16 protein-coding genes are annotated in these 18,868 nt (G+C 49.3%); 8 read left to right on the top strand and 8 right to left on the bottom strand.

What is annotated here, in order from left to right; translation table 11 throughout:
* Nucleotides 1-13: 13 nt before the first annotated feature.
* The 4 genes from pflA (at nt 14) to nrdG (ending at nt 4,351) form a co-directional block, all read left to right on the top strand.
* Nucleotides 14-769 carry a pyruvate formate-lyase-activating protein gene (gene pflA / locus BO53_RS0107065; RefSeq protein WP_031546877.1) on the top strand — a complete coding sequence of 252 codons (756 nt, stop codon included), beginning with the start codon at nt 14-16 and terminating at the stop codon, nt 767-769.
* Nucleotides 770-884: 115 nt separating this feature from the next.
* The gene (locus tag BO53_RS0107070) at nt 885-1,817 is read left to right on the top strand and encodes an aldo/keto reductase (protein ID WP_031546879.1); all 933 of its coding nucleotides are present in this window, start codon (nt 885-887) and stop codon (nt 1,815-1,817) included.
* 162 nt (nt 1,818-1,979) lie between these two features.
* A complete protein-coding gene (gene nrdD / locus BO53_RS0107075) occupies nt 1,980-3,824 on the top strand; it encodes an anaerobic ribonucleoside-triphosphate reductase (RefSeq protein WP_031546880.1) in 1,845 nt (614 codons plus the stop codon).
* Nucleotides 3,824-4,351 (top strand): anaerobic ribonucleoside-triphosphate reductase activating protein, encoded by a 528-nt coding sequence (gene nrdG, locus BO53_RS0107080; protein ID WP_031546881.1) that lies wholly within the window; start codon nt 3,824-3,826, stop codon nt 4,349-4,351. Before nrdD ends, nrdG begins: the two co-directional genes overlap by 1 nt.
* Nucleotides 4,352-4,387: 36 nt before the next feature.
* On the opposite strand, the gene BO53_RS0107085 is transcribed toward nrdG, so the two are convergent.
* A complete protein-coding gene (locus BO53_RS0107085) occupies nt 4,388-5,389 on the bottom strand; it encodes an NADP-dependent oxidoreductase (protein WP_031546882.1) in 1,002 nt (333 codons plus the stop codon).
* 178 nt (nt 5,390-5,567) lie between these two features.
* Between BO53_RS0107085 and BO53_RS0107090 the strand changes: the two genes are divergently transcribed.
* Nucleotides 5,568-6,170 (top strand): class I SAM-dependent methyltransferase, encoded by a 603-nt coding sequence (locus tag BO53_RS0107090; protein WP_031546883.1) that lies wholly within the window; start codon nt 5,568-5,570, stop codon nt 6,168-6,170.
* A 34-nt stretch (nt 6,171-6,204) separates the two neighbouring features.
* Here the strand turns inward: BO53_RS0107090 and BO53_RS0107095 are convergent, their stop codons facing one another.
* The gene (locus tag BO53_RS0107095) at nt 6,205-6,744 is read right to left on the bottom strand and encodes a recombinase family protein (RefSeq protein WP_031546885.1); all 540 of its coding nucleotides are present in this window, start codon (nt 6,742-6,744) and stop codon (nt 6,205-6,207) included.
* Between the two features lie 112 nt (nt 6,745-6,856).
* Here BO53_RS0107095 and BO53_RS0107100 point away from each other — a divergent pair, with 112 nt between their 5' ends.
* The 3 genes from BO53_RS0107100 (at nt 6,857) to BO53_RS0107110 (ending at nt 10,667) form a co-directional block, all read left to right on the top strand.
* A complete protein-coding gene (locus BO53_RS0107100) occupies nt 6,857-8,308 on the top strand; it encodes a SulP family inorganic anion transporter (protein ID WP_031546887.1) in 1,452 nt (483 codons plus the stop codon).
* Nucleotides 8,309-8,319: 11 nt separating this feature from the next.
* Nucleotides 8,320-8,733, top strand: a complete 414-nt coding sequence (locus BO53_RS0107105; protein ID WP_031546889.1) for a universal stress protein — start codon at nt 8,320-8,322, stop codon at nt 8,731-8,733.
* A gap of 122 nt (nt 8,734-8,855) precedes the next feature.
* Nucleotides 8,856-10,667 carry a cation:proton antiporter gene (locus BO53_RS0107110; protein WP_031546890.1) on the top strand — a complete coding sequence of 604 codons (1,812 nt, stop codon included), beginning with the start codon at nt 8,856-8,858 and terminating at the stop codon, nt 10,665-10,667.
* A gap of 30 nt (nt 10,668-10,697) precedes the next feature.
* Here BO53_RS0107110 and BO53_RS0107115 read toward each other — a convergent pair whose 3' ends face one another.
* The 6 genes from BO53_RS0107115 to BO53_RS0107140 form a co-directional block, all read right to left on the bottom strand.
* Nucleotides 10,698-11,807, bottom strand: a complete 1,110-nt coding sequence (locus BO53_RS0107115) for a glycosyltransferase family 2 protein (RefSeq protein ID WP_031546892.1) — start codon at nt 11,805-11,807, stop codon at nt 10,698-10,700.
* A gap of 1 nt (nt 11,808) precedes the next feature.
* Nucleotides 11,809-13,308 carry a phytoene desaturase family protein gene (locus BO53_RS0107120; protein WP_031546894.1) on the bottom strand — a complete coding sequence of 500 codons (1,500 nt, stop codon included), beginning with the start codon at nt 13,306-13,308 and terminating at the stop codon, nt 11,809-11,811.
* 15 nt (nt 13,309-13,323) lie between these two features.
* Nucleotides 13,324-14,211: a phytoene/squalene synthase family protein gene (locus BO53_RS0107125; protein WP_051683052.1), complete on the bottom strand. Its 888-nt coding sequence runs from the start codon at nt 14,209-14,211 to the stop codon at nt 13,324-13,326.
* A gap of 14 nt (nt 14,212-14,225) precedes the next feature.
* Entirely contained in the window at nt 14,226-15,725 is a 1,500-nt protein-coding gene (locus BO53_RS0107130; protein ID WP_031546897.1) for a phytoene desaturase family protein, read from the bottom strand.
* A gap of 12 nt (nt 15,726-15,737) precedes the next feature.
* A complete protein-coding gene (gene fni, locus BO53_RS0107135) occupies nt 15,738-16,787 on the bottom strand; it encodes a type 2 isopentenyl-diphosphate Delta-isomerase (RefSeq protein WP_031546898.1) in 1,050 nt (349 codons plus the stop codon).
* A gap of 238 nt (nt 16,788-17,025) precedes the next feature.
* Nucleotides 17,026-18,645 (bottom strand): BCCT family transporter, encoded by a 1,620-nt coding sequence (locus BO53_RS0107140; RefSeq protein WP_031546899.1) that lies wholly within the window; start codon nt 18,643-18,645, stop codon nt 17,026-17,028.
* Nucleotides 18,646-18,868 lie beyond the last annotated feature (223 nt).

Raw genomic sequence — 18,868 nt, forward strand, 5'->3', positions numbered from 1 at the left:
GCAGGGGTTTATTATGATCAAAGGGAATCTTCATTCTGTAGAAAGTCTCGGTACGCTCGACGGACCTGGTCTGCGCTACGTATTGTTTACACAAGGGTGTGTGCTCAGGTGCCTGTTCTGCCACAATCCGGATACATGGAAGACACGGGGCGCCGCAAGAGTGGTGACGGCAGAAGAGATGGTTGAAGAGATCAGACCCTATATCCCCTACTTCAAAGCTTCAGGCGGGGGCGTTACCGTAAGTGGCGGGGAACCGCTTCTCCAGCTGCCTTTCCTGACCGAACTGTTCAAACTGCTGAAGGCTGAAGGCATCCATACATGCATCGATACTTCTGCGGGATGCGCAAATGATTCGGAAACCTTCAAGGAGGGAATGGAGGCGCTCCTCGAATACACGGACCTCATACTTCTCGACTTGAAGCATATAGACAATGAAAAGCATATCCGCCTGACGAAGCGGCCGAATACCCATATACTCAAATTTGCAGAAATGCTGGCGGCGCATCGTCAGCCTGTCTGGATCAGGCATGTCCTCGTTCCGGGTCTGACGGATGATGCGGAGGATCTCGTCAACCTCGGCAGGTTCATCAATTCCATGGATAATGTCGAGAAGTTCGAAATCCTTCCCTATCATCAGCTCGGTGTACACAAATGGCAGGCACTCGGTGTGCCCTATGAATTGAATGATGTAGACCCTCCAAGTGATATAGATGTCGAGGCGGCCTACCAGCTTGTGGACTTCAAGGGACTGACACCCGTAACAGCATAATATGATTCCGAAAGCCGGCACCCAGTGTTCCGGCTTTTTTTGAGCACTAGATTTGAATAAGACATACCCGATGACTATGATTGGGGTGAAGCCTCATGAAAAGGAGTTTTTGAAAATGACACAGCATGTTGAACTTGGAAAGTCCGGAATCAAAGTGTACCCGATTGCGCTCGGTGCCAATGCAGTCGGTGGGCATAACCTGTATAAGGATCTCGACGAAGAGGAAGGCCGCCAGGTGGTGAGGGATGCCATCGACGCGGGTGTGAACATGATCGATACCGCCTATATGTACGGGCCGAAACGTTCTGAGGAACTGATTGGCGAAGTACTGAAGGAATACATGCGTGAGGATGTCGTTGTGGCGACAAAGGCCGCCCATCGGATGGACGGAGATGGCAATACGATCCTCGACAATTCACCAGAGTTCCTCAAGCAGGCGGTGGATGAAGCACTTGAGCGGCTGCAGACGGACTATATCGATCTCTTCTATATCCATTATCCGGATGAGGAGACGCCGAAGGATGAAGCGATCCAGGCACTTGCGGAACTGAAGGAAGCAGGCAAGATCCGTGCCATCGGTGTATCCAACTTCTCTTATGAACAGCTGAAGGAAGCGGATAAGGACGGTCATGTGGATGTCTATCAGGGCCAGTACAACCTGCTCGACCGTTCTGCCGAGGAGGACCTGCTGAAATATACGGCAGACCATCAGATCACTTTCATCCCATACTTCCCGCTGGCTGCAGGGCTCCTCGCAGGCAAATATGACGAGAATACGAAGTTCGAGGACCTCCGGGCGAACCTGCCCTTCTATAAGGAAGACCAGTTCAGGGAAAACCTGAAGAAAGTCGATCAGCTCAAGGAGATTGCGGCTGAAAAAGGGGAGGAAGTTGCCCACATCGTCCTGGCCTTCTATCTGACCCGGCCTTCTGTCGATGTCCTCATCCCGGGGGCCAAGAATGGTGAACAGATCAGGTCAAACGCCAAAGCTGCGGAAGTCGAACTGACACAGTCGGAGATCGAGAAGATAGACAGGATATTCTCCTGATAGGAATACGCCTCCCAGATGGGAAGGCGTATTTTTAATATTTCAATAATCATTCATATCTTTTTGTCGGAAATTAGACAATGCATTCCAAATAATTAAACAAACCATATATTGTGTTAGTTTTCTAGTTTAAGCACAATATATAGCGTTTGGAGTGGTCATATGTATACATTGGATAAAGATATTGCACAGCTGCTGGAATTCGATCCATCGATTGTGCATGAGAACGCAAACAAGGACAGCAGGACGTTCAACACGTTCAGGGACCTCACCGCCGGAGTTGTGGCCAAATCATTTGCACTGGAGCGGATGCTGCCGGAACATGTCGCAAAAGCGCATGCTGAAGGGGACATTCATTTCCATGACCTTGATTACCACCCCTTCCAGCCGATGACGAACTGCTGCCTGATCGATATCCGTGGAATGCTCGCGAAGGGGTTCCAGATGGGGAATGCGAAAGTGGTCTCCCCGAAATCGATACAGACGGCAACAGCCCAGATTGTACAGATCATCGCAAATGTTTCCAGCAGCCAGTATGGGGGGTGTACGGTCGATCGCATTGATGAGGTGTTGAGCGCATATGCACAGAAAAATGAAGACCATCATCGTGCCGTGGCTCGAGAGTACGTGCATGGGGACAAGATTGAAGCATATGTTGAGGCACGTGTGAAGAAGGACATAAAAGACGCCATACAGAGTCTCGAGTATGAGATCAATACCCTATATACATCAAATGGCCAGACGCCTTTCGTGACAGTCGGCTTCGGGCTAGGTACCGACAAATACAGCAGGCATATCCAGCGTGCGATACTCAATACGCGTCTTGACGGCATCGGGGACAAGAAATTTACGGCGATCTTCCCGAAACTGGTCTTTTCCATCCGAAAGGGCGTCAACTTCTTTCCGGAGGATCCGAATTATGACATCAAGCAGCTGGCCCTGGAATGCTCTGCGAAACGGATGTATCCGGATATTCTCAATTATGACAGGACAGTGGAGCTGCTCGGTGATTTCAAGGCACCGATGGGCTGCCGTTCATTCCTTCCGAGCTGGCAGGATGAGTCCGGTGCCCTCATCAACAGCGGACGCGCAAACCTGGGTGTCGTCACCCTCAATGTACCGCGCATTGCAATCGAATCAGGGGGAGACAAGAAAGCTTTCTGGGAGATTTTCCATGAGAAGATGTGGCTGATGCATGATGCCCTTCTGAGCAGGGTCGAACGTCTCAAATCAGTAGTCAGCGACAACGCCCCCATCCTCTATAAGAGCGGTGCCTTCGGTATCCGGCTTGAGCCGGGAGAGGATGTGATGGATGTCTTCACCAGGGAGCGCTGCACGCTATCCATGGGCTACATCGGCCTTTACGAAGCGGCGACGGTATTTTATGGGCCGGATTGGGAAGATGATCCCAAGGCCAAGGCGTTCACTATGGAGATCCTGAAGGAGATGAAGCAGTACCAGTTCGAGTGGACTGACGACTATGACATATTCTTCAGTGTGTACGGCACACCAAGTGAGTCGCTGACCGATCGCTTCTGTCGTCTGGACCAGAAAAGGTTCGGTGATATCGAGCATATAACGGATAAGGGATACTACCAGAACTCATTCCACTATGATGTCCGTAAGGACATAACGCCGTTTGAGAAGATCGATTTCGAAAAGGACTACCCTGAAATTGCGAGTGGCGGCTTCATCCACTACTGCGAGTATCCGAAGATGACACATAACCTCAAAGCGCTGGAGGCGGTATGGGATTATTCCTATGACAGAGTGGGTTACCTCGGGACCAATACACCGATTGACCACTGCTATGAATGCCACTATGACGGCGACTTCGAAACGACGGAAAATGGGTTCAGATGTCCGAACTGCGGCAACCAGGATCCAGAAACCGTGGATGTCGTCAAACGCACATGCGGCTATCTCGGCAATCCTGTAAACCGACCGACGATCGAGGGACGGCACAAGGAAATCAAGGCCCGCGTCAAGCATATGAGTGATTCATGATGCAGGCTTTGCAGATCTATGAAGGGCAATACCATCTTGCCAAAGTGGAACCACGCAGCTTCGTCGACGGTGAGGGGGTGCGATGCAGCATCTATCTCTCAGGCTGCCCCTTCAAATGCCCCGGATGCTATAACCTGCACGCCCAGAAGTTCACGTATGGAGAACTGTGTACGGACGGTGCCATTGAAGACATCCTTTCATACTGCGAAGCGGACTATATCGAAGGGCTCAGCATCCTGGGTGGTGAACCCTTCTGCAATATGGCACTTGCGACTGAAATCATCAGCCGGTTCCGTGCCCGTTTCGCGAGGACGAAGTCCATTTGGGTATGGAGCGGATTCATGTTCGAATACCTGACGAATGATCAAAGACGGTATTCAATGCTCCAAGAGATAGATGTACTGGTCGACAGCCCTTTCGTAGACCGGCTCTACCGGCCGAACATCCCTTTTCGCGGGTCGCTCAATCAAAGGGTCATCGATGTCCCCCGCTCTTTGGAAAGTGGGACAGTGATTGATTATATGTAAAACAACAGAAGACGCACCGAAGGTGCGTCTTCTTGTCTATTCTTCGATTTCTACCACCTGTTTGCCCAAGTTCTTGCCTTCGAAGAGGTTAAGGAATGCATTTGGAATATTCTTGAACCCGTCTTCTACAGTCACTTCTGTATGGATCCTGCCTTCCTGTACCCACTCGGCAAGCTGTCTGCCTGCAGACTCGAAGTCATCTGCGTAATTGCCGACGATGAAGCCCTGCATCAACGCCTGCGTTTTGACGAGTATCGATTGGATGCGCGGACCGATATCATCTTCCCTGTTGTTGTAACTGGAAATGGTACCACATACCGGCACACGTGCGAATGTGTTCAGGTGCTGGAGTACAACATCTGAGACTTCCCCGCCTACGTTCTCGAAATAGACATCGACACCGTCCGGTACCGCAGCCTCGAATGCCTCAGCAAAGTCATCCGCCTTATAGTCCACTCCGGCATCGAAGCCGAGCGTTTCAGTAAGGTAGTTCACCTTCTCTTCTCCGCCGGCAATGCCGACGACCCTTGCACCTTTTATTTTGGCAATCTGTCCAACAACTGAACCAACAGCACCGGAAGCGGCGGAAACAACGACCGTCTCCCCCTCTTTTGGCTGGCCGATTTTCAACAGGCCATGATAGGCTGTCTGGCCGGTCATGCCGAGTGTACTCAAGTAGAGGTGGAGCGGCACATCAGAGTTCTGGATCTTTGATATATTGTCTGTTGTAACGGTGATATAACGTTGCCATGGCAGTATGCCGACGACGTGGTCCCCTTCTGTGAATGCATCATTCTTCGATTCCATTATTTTACCGACCACATGCCCATGAAGGGGCTGGTCGAGCTCGAAGGGGGCAACATACGACTTGGCATCGGACATACGGCCCCTCATATAGGGATCAACGGATATATACAATGGTTTGATCAGTACTTCCCCATTGGATGGCTCCCTCACATCGATATCTTCGAACCTGAATACATCATCACCGGGTACACCTTCCGGCCGTTTAGCGAGAACAATCTGTTCATTCTTCATATTGATATTCCTCCAATTGAAATACTTTCACGGTTAATATTCTAGAGGTCCGGGGATATGTATTCAAAGATATTGATTCCCCCTTTCCTTTTGGTCTATACTACTTTCAATTATTAGGAAGGGCTCGGGACCGATAAGGATTGATGAGGGAACAGAAAAAGAGAGGGGAAGAACGCATATGAATCATTGGGATGAGAAGTTCGACGATGCGGAATACATCTATGGGAAGGAAGCGAATGAATGGGTAAAGTCGGTGTTTGATAGAAGAGGTCACGGAAAAGTTGCCATGCTCGCCGAAGGTGAGGGACGTAATGGTGTATATATGGCGAAACTTGGATATGATGTCACTGCCTATGACTACTCACGGGTGGGTCTAGATAAAACCCGGAGATTGGCACAGGAGGCGGGAGTGGCTGTTGGCACAAGTCTTGTGGATATTACGGAACCTTATGCACTTCCACGCGGTGAGTATGATATCAGCATCAATGTATTCGGGCACGTTCCAACGGACGGAAAAGAGGAAATGATCAGAAACATGGTACAGACGGTAAAGCCGGGTGGAGACATCGTTTTTGAACTGTATTCAAAGAGGCAGATAGAGTTCCAGACAGGTGGGCCAAAGGACATCCATATGCTTTATGATGTGGGAGATCTGAAGCAGGAGCTTGAAAAGCACGGTGTGGAGGTTCTGTCACTCAAGGAAGCGATTGTCCGTCGCAATGAGGGAAAAATGCATCAGGGGAAGAGTGCAGTGATCCAGGGACATATAAAAAAAGAATAGAAGTCGGACAATGTGTCCGTCTTCCATTCTTCATCTACAGGTCGAGGTGGCGGTAGAGTGTCGCCCGGCTGATATTCGTCTCTTTTTTGATTTCATCAAGCGTATATTCTTTTGACATGTACATCTCTATGGCTTTTTTGATGTTTTCATCGCTGCGTTTCGGGCGGCCGATCTGCTTGCCTTTGGATGAGGCTTCAGTCATACCGAGACGGGTTCTGAACTTGACGATATCACTCTGGAATTCGGAAATGAGATTTAGCGATTCGCTGAAAGTGAGTGGCGTTTTCGAATCGATGGTGAGATCCTTGTTCAGTATAATGATGCTGGCCTGTTTATCCACCGCTGCATTGACCAGGTCGACAAGCTGTTTTGTGGAATCTGCCAATATGAAAAGATCTGTCACATAAAGGGTGTCCCCGGCCTTCATTACTGACAGCAGGGCATCGAGCTGTGTCCGTTTTTTATTGTTATTGTGGTCTTCCAGGTACAGCTTTTCGGCATGCTCTGCCAGCTTCTGCTCCTGCGCATCCCTGGAATCGATGAGTTCCACTGGCCGTGCATATCCATATTTCATATTACACACTCCTAGATTTCAACTATATCACGTATAATTTCAAAAAGGGGTATACATTTGAAACTTCAGTGATTATAATAGGCTCTATGATTATAAAATAGGAGCGTAAAAAATGATAGAGACTTTTAAGAAAGAATGGCTCACTGATCCAAAAACGAATATTCTTGCCGGTATTGTAGTGGCGCTTGCCCTCATTCCGGAAGCGATCGCCTTCTCGATCATTGCAGGAGTCGATCCGATGGTCGGACTGTATGCCTCATTCATCATCGCAGTATCCATCTCGATCCTGGGTGGCCGCCCAGCCATGATATCCGCTGCAACGGGGGCAATCGCCCTGCTGGTTACACCACTGGTCAGAGAATATGGAGTCGAATATCTGCTGGCAGCAACCCTGCTCATGGGTCTGATCCAGCTGATCCTGGGTATACTCAAGGTTGGGAAGCTTATGAAATTCATCCCGAAATCGGTGATGCTCGGTTTCGTCAATGCACTCGCCATCATGATATTCATGTCGCAGATTGAGCATATCTTCGGCATTTCGATTTCGACGTACCTCTATGTAGGGGTGACACTGCTCATCGTCTATGTGGTTCCGCGCTTCTTCAAGGCGGTACCGGCACCACTCATCGCGATTGTCGTGTTGACGGCGATATACCTGTATATGGGGGCCGATGTCAGGACTGTAGGCGACCTTGGGGCCATCGAGCGTTCACTCCCAAACTTCATCATTCCGGATGTGCCGTACACATTGGAAACACTCCGGATCATCCTGCCATTCTCCATTTCAATGGCAATCGTTGGTCTAGTGGAGAGTCTGCTTACCGCGAAGATCGTCGATGATGCAACGGACTCCTACAGCAGCAAGAACCGCGAATCCCGTGGTCAGGGCGTATCCAATGTCATCGCCGGCTTCTTTGGAGGCATGGGTGGCTGTGCAATGATCGGCCAGTCCATCATCAACGTAAGGTCTGGTGCAACGACACGCCTGTCCACCTTTACTGCGGGGATGGTGCTGATCTTCCTCATCATCGTCCTCGGTGACCTCGTCGTTCAGGTGCCGATGCCGATTCTGGCAGGCATCATGGTCATGGTGTCCATTGGAACATTCGATTGGGGTTCATTCAAGTATATGACGAAAGCACCAAGAACTGATGTCGTCGTCATGGTCGTGACCGTTTCAATCGTTCTGATGACACACAACCTGGCCATCGGTGTGGTTGCAGGTGTCATACTCAGTGCCCTCTTTTTTGCAACGAAAATCTCCAATGTAGAAGTGGATAGGACTGAATCAGGGAATGAAGTGAAGTACCGCATCGATGGTCAGATCTTCTTTGCCTCTGTAGATACGATGATGAACCAGATTGATCTCGATGATGAAGACAGGATGATTGAGCTTGATTTTACCAATGCCCATATTTGGGATGATTCAGGTGTCGACGCGATCGATACGATGATCACCAAAATGAGGCGGAAGAATAATCAGGTCTACATCAGAAACTTGAACAAGGACAGCCGTAAAATCATCAATGAACTCAGCATGATCAATAAAGAAGAACTGGTATAGGAGGATCAATGATGTACAATTCAATATTGCTCGCTGCGGATGGTTCAGAGAACAGCTTCAGGGCAGCGCAGGAAATCAGAAAGTTCTACAATAAAGGGGCAAAAGTCACCATTTTGAATGTGATCGGATATTCGGATTCCAAGTCAGACGTGCTGCACGGATCCAACAGCAAGAGCCTGGAGAGGGAACGGTTGGAAAAAATATCGGACATCACCGACTTTTTCGAAGAATCCGGCATCACTTACGAAACGGCATTTGAACATGGAGAACCAAAGGAGACCGTAGTAAGGGTGGCGAACTCCGGGGAATACGATGTAGTTGTGCTCGGCACAAGAGGGTTGAACAGTCTGCAGGAAATGGTGCTTGGAAGCGTCAGCCATAAAGTGGCGAAACGCGCGAATATTCCTGTAATGATTGTAAAATAGAAATAATAGGGTAAAGAACAGATACGAATCCACCACAGGGTTTGTATCTGTCTTTTTTTACGATATTGCTGTATTTTTACAGTAGATTATATATCTGTTTTTTGAGAGAAAGGGTGAATGCAATGAATATAGAAGTGCCATTGATGCTGATGATCGTATTGTTCATCGGCCTCGGCATACTGAGCCAGTGGCTGGCGGCAATGATCAGATGGCCGGCAATTGTAGTGATGTCCATTGCGGGACTGCTCGTCGGGCCCATCTTCCAATTGGTCAATCCGGAACAGTTGATGGGCAGCGAGCTCTTCAGTACGATTGTATCGCTTGCCGTTGCAATCATCCTATTTGAAGGCAGCAGTAACCTCGACTACCGGGAGTTGCCCGGCGTTTCCAAGGCGATTGCCAGAATTGTCAGCATTGGTGCTGTTCTGGCCTGGCTGATGGGTACTCTGGCCATGTACCTCATACTGGGCCTGCCGCTATCCATATCATTCGTACTTGCCGGTCTGTTCATCGTGACAGGTCCGACAGTCATCCAACCCCTGCTTAAGCAGGCGAAGGTGAAGAATTCTGTAAACTCCATTTTGAAATGGGAAAGCATCATACTGGACCCTGTCGGTCCATTATTCGCCCTTTTTGCCTTTTATGTTTTCCAGATGATAGATCGCGGATTCGGATTGGGGTATTTCATGGAGTATGTCCTCGGATTTGCGGTGGCCTTCATTCTTGGCTTCGGTTCATCCTATCTTTTCAGGTGGCTGATAAAATGGGATTTCGTTCCACAGAACCTAATGGCCCCGGTCCAATTCGTCTTCATATTACTCATCTTCAGCCTCAGTGACGCAGTGCTTCATGAATCGGGACTGCTCGCCGTCACCATTTTTGGGCTTGTCATGGCGCGGCTTAAAAACCACAGTCTGATCTATAAGGAGTCCGATCATTTCATTGATGAGATGACACTCATACTGGTCTCCACAGTCTTCATACTGATTACCTCATCATTGACACGGGAAGTGCTCAGCGAAGTCATCAGCTGGCAGTTGGTGCTGTTCTGTATTGTCATGATACTCATTGTGCGTCCTGCATATATCCTGCTGTCTACAATAAATACCGGGATAGCCTTCAAAGAGCGTGCCTTCGTCTCCTTTGTTGCACCAAGGGGTATCGTTGCCTTGGCAGTGGCAGAGTTCTTTGCGGGACTGTTCATATCCCAGGAGGTGGAGATGGCAAATTATATCGTACCGGTGACTTTTGGATTCGTCTTTGTAACGGTGGTCATCTATGGCTTTAGCTTCAGGCCACTGAGCCGATTCCTGAAACTTTCGAGTACAGCACCCCCGGGTGTCATAATCATTGGGGAAAACAGGTTTTCGCTTGAGCTTGCCGAACGTCTCCAGGCACACGAGATTCCTGTACTCATATCCGACCTGCTCAATTCCGATCCAAAGCGGGCAAAGGAGCGTGGATTGGAAACCTTCGATGGCAACCTGCTTTCTGAAGGGGAAAGGGTACAGACAGACCTCACCCCTTATGAGCAATGTCTGTTGACGACCCGGTCATATACTTTCAACCACTTGGCTTTCAATGAAATGTCACAGGAATTCGGACTGAAGAATGTCAAAATGTTCCCCTATCCCATTGACAGTGAAAAGAAGAGACGGCGTGTAGAACCCGAAATCCGCCACCATATATTGTTTGATGAGGACTACACATACTATTGGTTCAATCAGTTCATAGATGGCAATGAAATCACTGAAATCGACGCTTCTGAATCGGATAAGATTACGGATGATGATATCGTTCTTTATCATATAGACGGGAATAAGAATGTTACGTTCAAGACGATTACTGAGGATCTGAGCTATAGCACAAACGGTATTATCGGAATCCTCAAAGGCGCACAAAGCTTCAAGGAGAATAAGAAAAATGGGTCCTAGGACCCTCCATTTTTTATTTCCCGGGCAATATCATTTCCGCTTCTTCAATTCAATCTTTCGACCTTTCCATTCTATCTTTTTCTTCACGTGCGTCTGTATGAAGGACATCCCATATACATGGAAGAAGAAGAAGGAATATATGGGGTACAGAAAAGCGCTATACCATGGCAAACGGATCAACCGTCTGCCCATCCATTTGAACTGCAGTGCATATAGGGAATAGGATATGAGAGGAAGCAGCACGGCCTCAAAATGCCATACGGCTGTAGAAATCAGATAGGCAGGTGCAATGAGTGTTCCGCAGAGCCATAACATAATCAATGCCATCACCCGACCTTCAGCATTCTCGGCCCCCGAGGCAATATGCTTCTTCCACCCCTTGACTACGGAGGACATTCCTTCCGGATACATTCTGAACTGTAACACGCCATGTCCCAGATACAGAGTCGTCGGCAGCCCCTTTTCATGGTAGCCGCTGTAAATGCCCATGCCTTCTATAATTGTCTCCCTAGCGTTCGCATGCCCGCCTGCAGCAGCATAGTCCTGCCGCCCTGTAATGAGAAACGGGCCGAATACCGTACTGGTTTGAGTCCGGCCCCAAAAAGCTGAGAATATATTCACCCCTGTGACAGTGACGATGTTGAAGATGACAGAGAATGTCTCATGGAACCTTTCCGTCCGGTGGAATGGCTGGATGGAAAGGACGCCTCTTCCGCCCTGCCTCTGATACTGCGCATTGATGCGGGAAAGTGAATCGTCATCGGCAAATGAAGTGTCCGCATCCATGAAGACAAGGGTGCCGTACCGGGCATGCTGTGCACCATGATGACACGCATGGCTCTTGCCCTGCCACTCCCCCTCCGGCACATCAATGACTGTCGCACCGGCTGCTTCAGCTATTTTCCGGGTATCGTCAGTCGAGCCGTCGTCTGCAACGATAACCTCCAAGGGAACGCTCCTTTGCCTGTGGATGCTATCCAGCAGTTTTGGGAGGTTATGGGCTTCATTACGGGCAGGAACGATGATGCTGATATTGTCATCTGACCGGCTTCTGCCAATGAATCTTGGGTTCTTATAAAGGATATAGCCTGAGATGAGACAAAGCATGAGAATCGAGAGCCACATGGAATGCCAAACCATGCTATTCCCCGCTTCTTTCTCTGTCTGCAATCATTGCGCCAACCTGCTGGCCGCTTAACGTGACCATCGGCATGCCGCCGCCAGGGTTGACTGTACCGCCCACGAAGTAGAGGTTGTCAATATGCTTTGCCTTCTTGGGATGCTTGAAACCCTTGTTCTTTTTGCGGTCGGAGACGGTGCCGTAGATGGCTCCGTGGTCTGAAAAATAAAGGGATTCGATATCATGGGGAGTAAGCATGTATTCGGAGACGATATGCTCACGCAGGTTGGAGAGTCCCATATTCTCAAGCTTATCAAGTACAGTCTCCCTGAAGGCGAGGTAATCCGCCTTGGTATATTCCTTTTCCTGCAAAGGCGGAATATGAGGAAGTATCTTCAGGTTTTCATGGCCGGGCGGAGCCTGGCTGGAATCCGTCTTGTTTGTATTGACTAGATATATGGTTGGATCCGACGGGAGCACCTTGTCGTCAAATACCTCCCTGTAGTTCTTCTTCGAATCCTTCGAAAAGAAGAAGCTGTGATGGCCAAGCTGGGGATAGGTGCGATCGACGCCGAGGTGCAGTACAAGACCGGAGCTTGCCGGTTCGAACCTGTCCTCGAGCCTCTTCAAATTCCGTGGAGGGTGATCCAGCACATGGCGATAGAACGGCAATACTTCCATGTTGGAGACGATGTAGTCTGCACTCCTCCTGCTGCCATCTGCGAAAACGATATGCTGGATGTGTCCTGTACCTTCCGTGACAGCAGTTTTAATCGATTGACCGGTATGTATATCAACACCGATATTGCGTGCCAGCTGCGTGATGCCTTCGGCGAGCTTATGCAGGCCGCCTTTGACGTACCATACCCCCTGTTCATGCTGCATATGGGCCATCATATTCAGGACAGCCGGTGCCCGATAGGCACTTGAGCCGACGTATTTGATGAAATAACCCAGCATATCCTGCATATGCGGATGGCTGACATGCCTGTTGATGCCCTGCTGCATGGTGGAGAAATAGTCGAAGCCGCGCAGGGCGGCGAGCGGGCCATGGTACCCTATGATGGAGCGGAGATCATCGAATCCCTTTTCAAAGTAGCCGGGCAGGGTCAGGCGATCGATCTTTCCGGCGTAGGACAGAAACTTGCGGTATTCTGCCATATCCTTCGCGGATAATTGAGGATTCTCGCGTGCCATCCTTTCGAGGTCGCCATAGAGGTCTATATGGGTGCCATCAGTGAAGAAGGCGCGCCATTGCAGCGGCACTTCCCCGATTTCGACATAGTCGTTCATATCCTTCCCGCTTCTTGAAAAAAGGCGTTCGAAAATATACGGCATGGTCAGGAGGGATGGTCCAAGATCGAAACCGAATCCATCCTGTTCGTGACGGTTCAGCTTGCCTCCAAGGTGGTCGTTCTTTTCATATAGGCTGACATCGAAACCTTCCTGTTTCAGTGTGATCGCCGCAGATAGACCACCCAGTCCGCCTCCGATGATAAGAACTGTTCTTTTTTTGGACATCCCCCTCCCCCCTTCCTATGCATTTTTGATACTTTTGAGAAATTGTATTTCTTCGTTCCTGATTTTCATTTTTCTCGCCATGGATACAGCGTTGCGTTTTGAGAAGCAGTCGTAGTCGTTGCTCCTCACTTCATTCAGAATTTCACGGTAGACAGATAGAGAAACCAGAAGCGGAAGCTGTGAATCCTCCTTATAATGGAGGATTTCTTTTCTGAAATCATCATAGAGCGCTTCCGCTTCTTTCGCCAGATGCTCCCAGACATCCATGAACGCCTGATCTATCTTTTGTGCTTTAAGCTGTGTCATGGAACAGCCGTATTCGTTGAGGAGGGAGGCGGGGATATAGACACGTCCATGGTCCCTTATATCTTCACCGATATCCCGCAGTATGTTGGTAATCTGCATGGCGATGCCGAGTTTTTCTGCATTCGCCTTCCGTTCCTCGGAGAGATCATCGCTCAGGATCGGCAGAAGCAGCTTTCCTACCGATCCTGCAACATGGCTGCTGTAATGGATCAGGTCGTCCATCTCTTTCGGCTGCTCGAAATGGATATCCATTTCCTGCCCCCTGACTTGGGCATAAAGCATGGCTTCATCGATATCATAGCGCTCTACAACGTCACCGAGCGCGCGCCACGTCGGAGCTTGGGGTACATTTCCTGAAACAAATGCATCAAGCTCTGCTTTAAGCTGTCTGAGATTGGCGCCTCCAGTCTCCGCATCATCTGCCTGGTCTATGGCATCGTCCGCTATACGGCAGAAGGCATAGATGGCATATACGGCATTTGCATCTGTCCTGGGCAGAGTGGAAAAAGCATAATAGAAACTTTTGGAGTGCTGTTTGATCAGGGACTGGCACAGCCTGTAATCACTTTCCAGTGAGGGGGTGTAATTTTGGTTCATATTAGCATCTCCTATCAGTGATTTTCGTCCTTCAACAGCTCTCCAACGGCAATTTTCGAAGACAGAAGTACAATAGGCACTCCAGCCCCGGGGTGGGTGCTGCTGCCTGTAAAATAAAGGTTTTCGCAATGGGTTGCTTTGCTTTGCGGCCTCAGGTGGTTGCTTTGCACGAGCGTCGGCCGGAGTCCGAATGTCGCACCGTTGTAGGCATTGAAGCGGCCTTCGAATTCCCGGGGTGTCATCATCTTTTCGGAAACGATCTCCTGTTCAAAGTTCTCCATCCCAGGCAGCATTTTGATCTTGTGGATGATTTTATTCCGGTACATTTCAGACACTTCATCGGTCCATTCATATTTCATCGTGGCAGTGTCGGAGACAGGCATCAGAATATATAGGCCATCCTTGCCTTCAGGGGCAAGTGATGCATCAAGTTTGGAAGCGATATACATATAGAGGGAGGGGTCTTCAAGCATATCCCCATCAAAAATCTGATTGATATTCGTGTCCAAGTCTTCCGAAAAGACGAAATTATGGACATTGTCAATTTCAGGATATTTTCTATCCATCCCGAGATAGAGGACGAAGCATGAGCAGGAATAGTCCATCCTGTCGACTTTCTTATCCTGATATTTTCCTTTATTTTCTGGTTCCCTGACCAGGTGTTTCATTGCGTATGGGAAGTCTGCATTGCACATTACATAGTCGGACGGAATGAACTTGCCTTCTGATGATACACCGATGGCCTTATTGTCTTCTATGACGATATGATCCACATTCGTCTCGTATTCGATGCTCCCACCCATTTCCATGAACAGGCGCTCCATACCGGAAGCCATTGTGCGCATGCCGCCTTTAATGAACCAGACGCCGTAGAGGAATTCTATCATTGGAATAATCGTATAGAGTGAAGGTCCCTTGAAAGGGGAGATGCCGATATAGAGGGTCTGGAAGCTGATCATCTGTCTCATGCGCTTGTCCTTGATATATTTCTTCATCAGATTCTCGGCATTGCTCAATGTCTTCAGCTTCATGCCCTGTCCAATCATGAAAGGGTTGTAGAAATCCTTTTTATTCCTGAACGGGCGCTGCAGAAAATGTTTTTTGGCGATATTGAACCGATGATAGAGGTCACTCAGGTACCTCATGAATCCTTCGGCATCCTCATCACTGATTTCCTCGAACATTTCTATATTCTTCACAAGGTCATTAGTCACCTGGTACTGCTTCCGGCCGTTATCGAAATATCCGCTGTACATGGGATCGAGCCGCTGCATGGGGATATAGTCTTCTGGGTCCCGCCCGGCAAGCTCAAAGACTTCCCTGTACAATTCCGGCATCATAACGATGGTCGGGCCGAGATCGAACTTATAGCCGTCAACATCGATGCGGTTCATCTTGCCTCCGGGTGTGGCTTCCTTCTCCAGTATTCTTACTTCAAAGCCTTCATGCTGAAGCCGGATTGCACTTGCCAGACCTGCAACGCCTGCCCCAATGATTGTAATCGTCTTTGTCATATCTCTTATTCCTCACTTATCCAACGCGCGTTGCCCCTGCCATGAAATGATTTCAGGGCTCAGTATGAGGGGACGGCTGGTAATTTCTCCGATATCTTTTGCATCAATCATGATGGAAATCTTACGCATTTGATGGTGGAACTGCTCCACATGGTCGATGGCGACTTCGACACCATGGTGCTCGACCTGTTCCAGCATCAGCCTGGACATGCCCACGGCTTTAGCCCCGAGAGCCAAACATTTCATGGCATCGAGTGGTGTTTTGATGCCGCCACTTGCCAGTATATGCATATTCCCTTCAAAAGGCTGGGCTTCAAGGAGGGAGATGACTGTAGAGAGCCCCCAACCGCCCAGGTAGGCCATGTCCTTGTTTTCACGGCGGACATTTTCTATGGATGCGAAATTGGTCCCCCCCTTGCCGCTGACATCTGCATATTGGACGCCGATATCTTGCAGCGTCTGCAATGTTTCTCTGCTCATGCCGAACCCCACTTCTTTAATGATCACCGGGACATCGATATGTTTGACGATGCTTTCTATATTGCCCCGCCATGATTTGAAGTTGCGGTCTCCCTCGGGCATGATGAGCTCCTGCGGCGCATTGATATGTATCTGGAGTGCATCCGCCTCGAGCATGTCCACGGCCCGTTTTGCACCGTCCAGGGAGACATCTGCTCCTACATTCGCAAAAATGATGCCCTCCGGATACCTGGTCCGGACGATTGTAAACGAATCCGACAGTTCCGGGTGCTTCAGTGCTGCATGCATGGAACCGACCGCCATGGGCAGGCCTGTGGCCTGGGCCACTTCTGCCAGCTTCCCGTTGATTTCCCGTGTCCATTCACTTCCGCCGGTCATCGCATTGATGTACAAAGGCCGCGGAAGCACAAAAGGTCCAAAGCGGGTGGAAAGGTCCACATCCTCCATATTGATAGAAGGGATGGACTGATGTACGAAGCGGACATTATCGAAGTCGGAAAAGGCTGTTTGTGAAGCCTGTTCAAGGGCATGCCTGACATGCTCATTTTTTCGTCGGCTCCTTGGATCTGTTTCCCTGCGCATTCCCTGTCCCCTTCCTTTCTGTCTCTTTCTGATTTTAATTGATGCCGCTGCTTCAGCCGGTGACGATGTAACGCTGGCTGCTGATGACCACTCCAATGCAAATGGAAAGGAATGTTACATAAGGTCATTTGGTTGTATACCATTATCAGTGATAACGATATGATTTGTAAAATGATAAGGCGCAGGTGAGTGGTATACAAAAAAGCACCGGACGGGTGTCCGGCGCTTCTCCAGGAAACTATTGATTCTGATTGTCTGCTTCCTGCTCGGCTTTTATTTCTTCTGCACGTTCGCGCTTGGATTTCTCTATATAGTCCTTCATGCGCTGCCTGTTCGGTGTAATGGAAAGCCCGAGATACTTGCGTTCTTCGTCTGCATCCTTATAGAAGGACACCATCATCGAAATGATGATGAAACTGAACGGGAAGGCTGAAATGATTGCTGCCGACTGCAATGCGGCAAGGCCTGTATCTCCACCTGACAGAAGCAGGACGAAGGCGATGGAGGATAATGCAATACCCCACACGATTTTTATCTTGTTGGACGGCTGGAGAGAGCCGAATGCCGTCTGCATGCCGAGCACATACGTGGCAGAGTCGGCGGAAGTTACAAAGAATGATGAAACGAGCAGCAGTGCGAGGACTGACAGCACCATGCTCATTGGCAGTTCATTGAATATGCCGAACAGCATCGTTTCGACATTCATGTCGAAGATGGCTGGTGCAGTCTTTCCGATTTCAATGCCTGTGACACCAAACACACTGAACCAGACGATGCTGACGAGTGTCGGGACAAGCAGCACTGCCAATACGAATTCACGCACTGACCGTCCTCGGGAGACCCTTGCTATGAATATGCCGACGAAAGGACTCCAGCTCATCCACCAGCCCCAGTAGTAGATGGTCCACACTTCGAGCCATTCGCTTTTCTGCTGGTTCAGGGGTGCGACGTCAAGACTGTTGTAAAGGAACGTATCGAGCATGGCACCTGTGGATGTATTCATCATATTGAGAATCATCATTGTCGGGCCGAGGATGAGTACGGCAATGAGAAGAATACCCGCAAGGCCCATATTCAGGTTGCTCAAGTACTGGATTCCCTTGCTCAGTCCGCTCCATGCACTGATCAGGAACAGGAGTGTAACGACTGCTATGATGATGCCCTGAACCATGATGTTGATGGGTAGACCAAAGAGGTAGTTCAATCCACCATTAATCTGCAGTGTGCCGACACCAAGGGATACGGCGACACCGATGATGGTGGCAAACACGGAAAGCACATCCACAGCAATGCCGATCGGACCGTCGACACGGTCTCCGAGTATCGGTCTCAGAGTCTTGGACAGAAGTCCGACCTCACCCTTCCTGAACTGTGAATACGCGAGAGCCAGTGCCACGACGCCATACATCGCCCATGCGTGGAAACCGTAGTGGAAGAACGTCGAGCGCAATGCCTCCACCATGGCGGCATCCGTTTCAGGATCAGCCGTCGGCGGCCCCATATAATGCTGGATCGGTTCCGCTGCACCGTAGAATACAAGTCCGATCCCCATCCCCGCACTGAACAGCATGGCGAGCCATGAGATGGTCCGGAATTCCGGTTTATGATAAGGTTTTCCGAGCTTCAGCTTGCCGATTGGACTGAAGACAAGGAAGATGCAGAAGAATACCATCAATGTGGTGATGATCAGATAGTACCAGCCGAAGTATTCAATGACCCACGATCCGACGCTGCCAGTAATCTGTCCGAAGCGATCCGGGAAAATGGCCCCCAATATCACCATGATGCCGACGATTATGGAGGCATAGATGAAGACTTTGGATAGTTTTCTACCGCTGGGTTGTGTAGAGTTTTCCATTGGACAGAAGTCCTCCTTTAATTTGCATATTTGTATAATAATTATCAGTAATAGTCCCAGTGTAAAAAGTGATTTTAAGCACAACGTTATATATAATAACAAATCAGCCGGGTGATTACAACTTCATAATTGGACAAACGCTTCATTGCTATACCTTGAGGCAACACCTTTTACAGAAATTGATTACCGTGGTAACATCTTTTGGCATAAATGTAACTGGAAT

The sequence above is a fragment of the Salinicoccus luteus DSM 17002 genome (assembly GCF_000712035.1).
GTDB lineage: Bacteria > Bacillota > Bacilli > Staphylococcales > Salinicoccaceae > Salinicoccus > Salinicoccus luteus.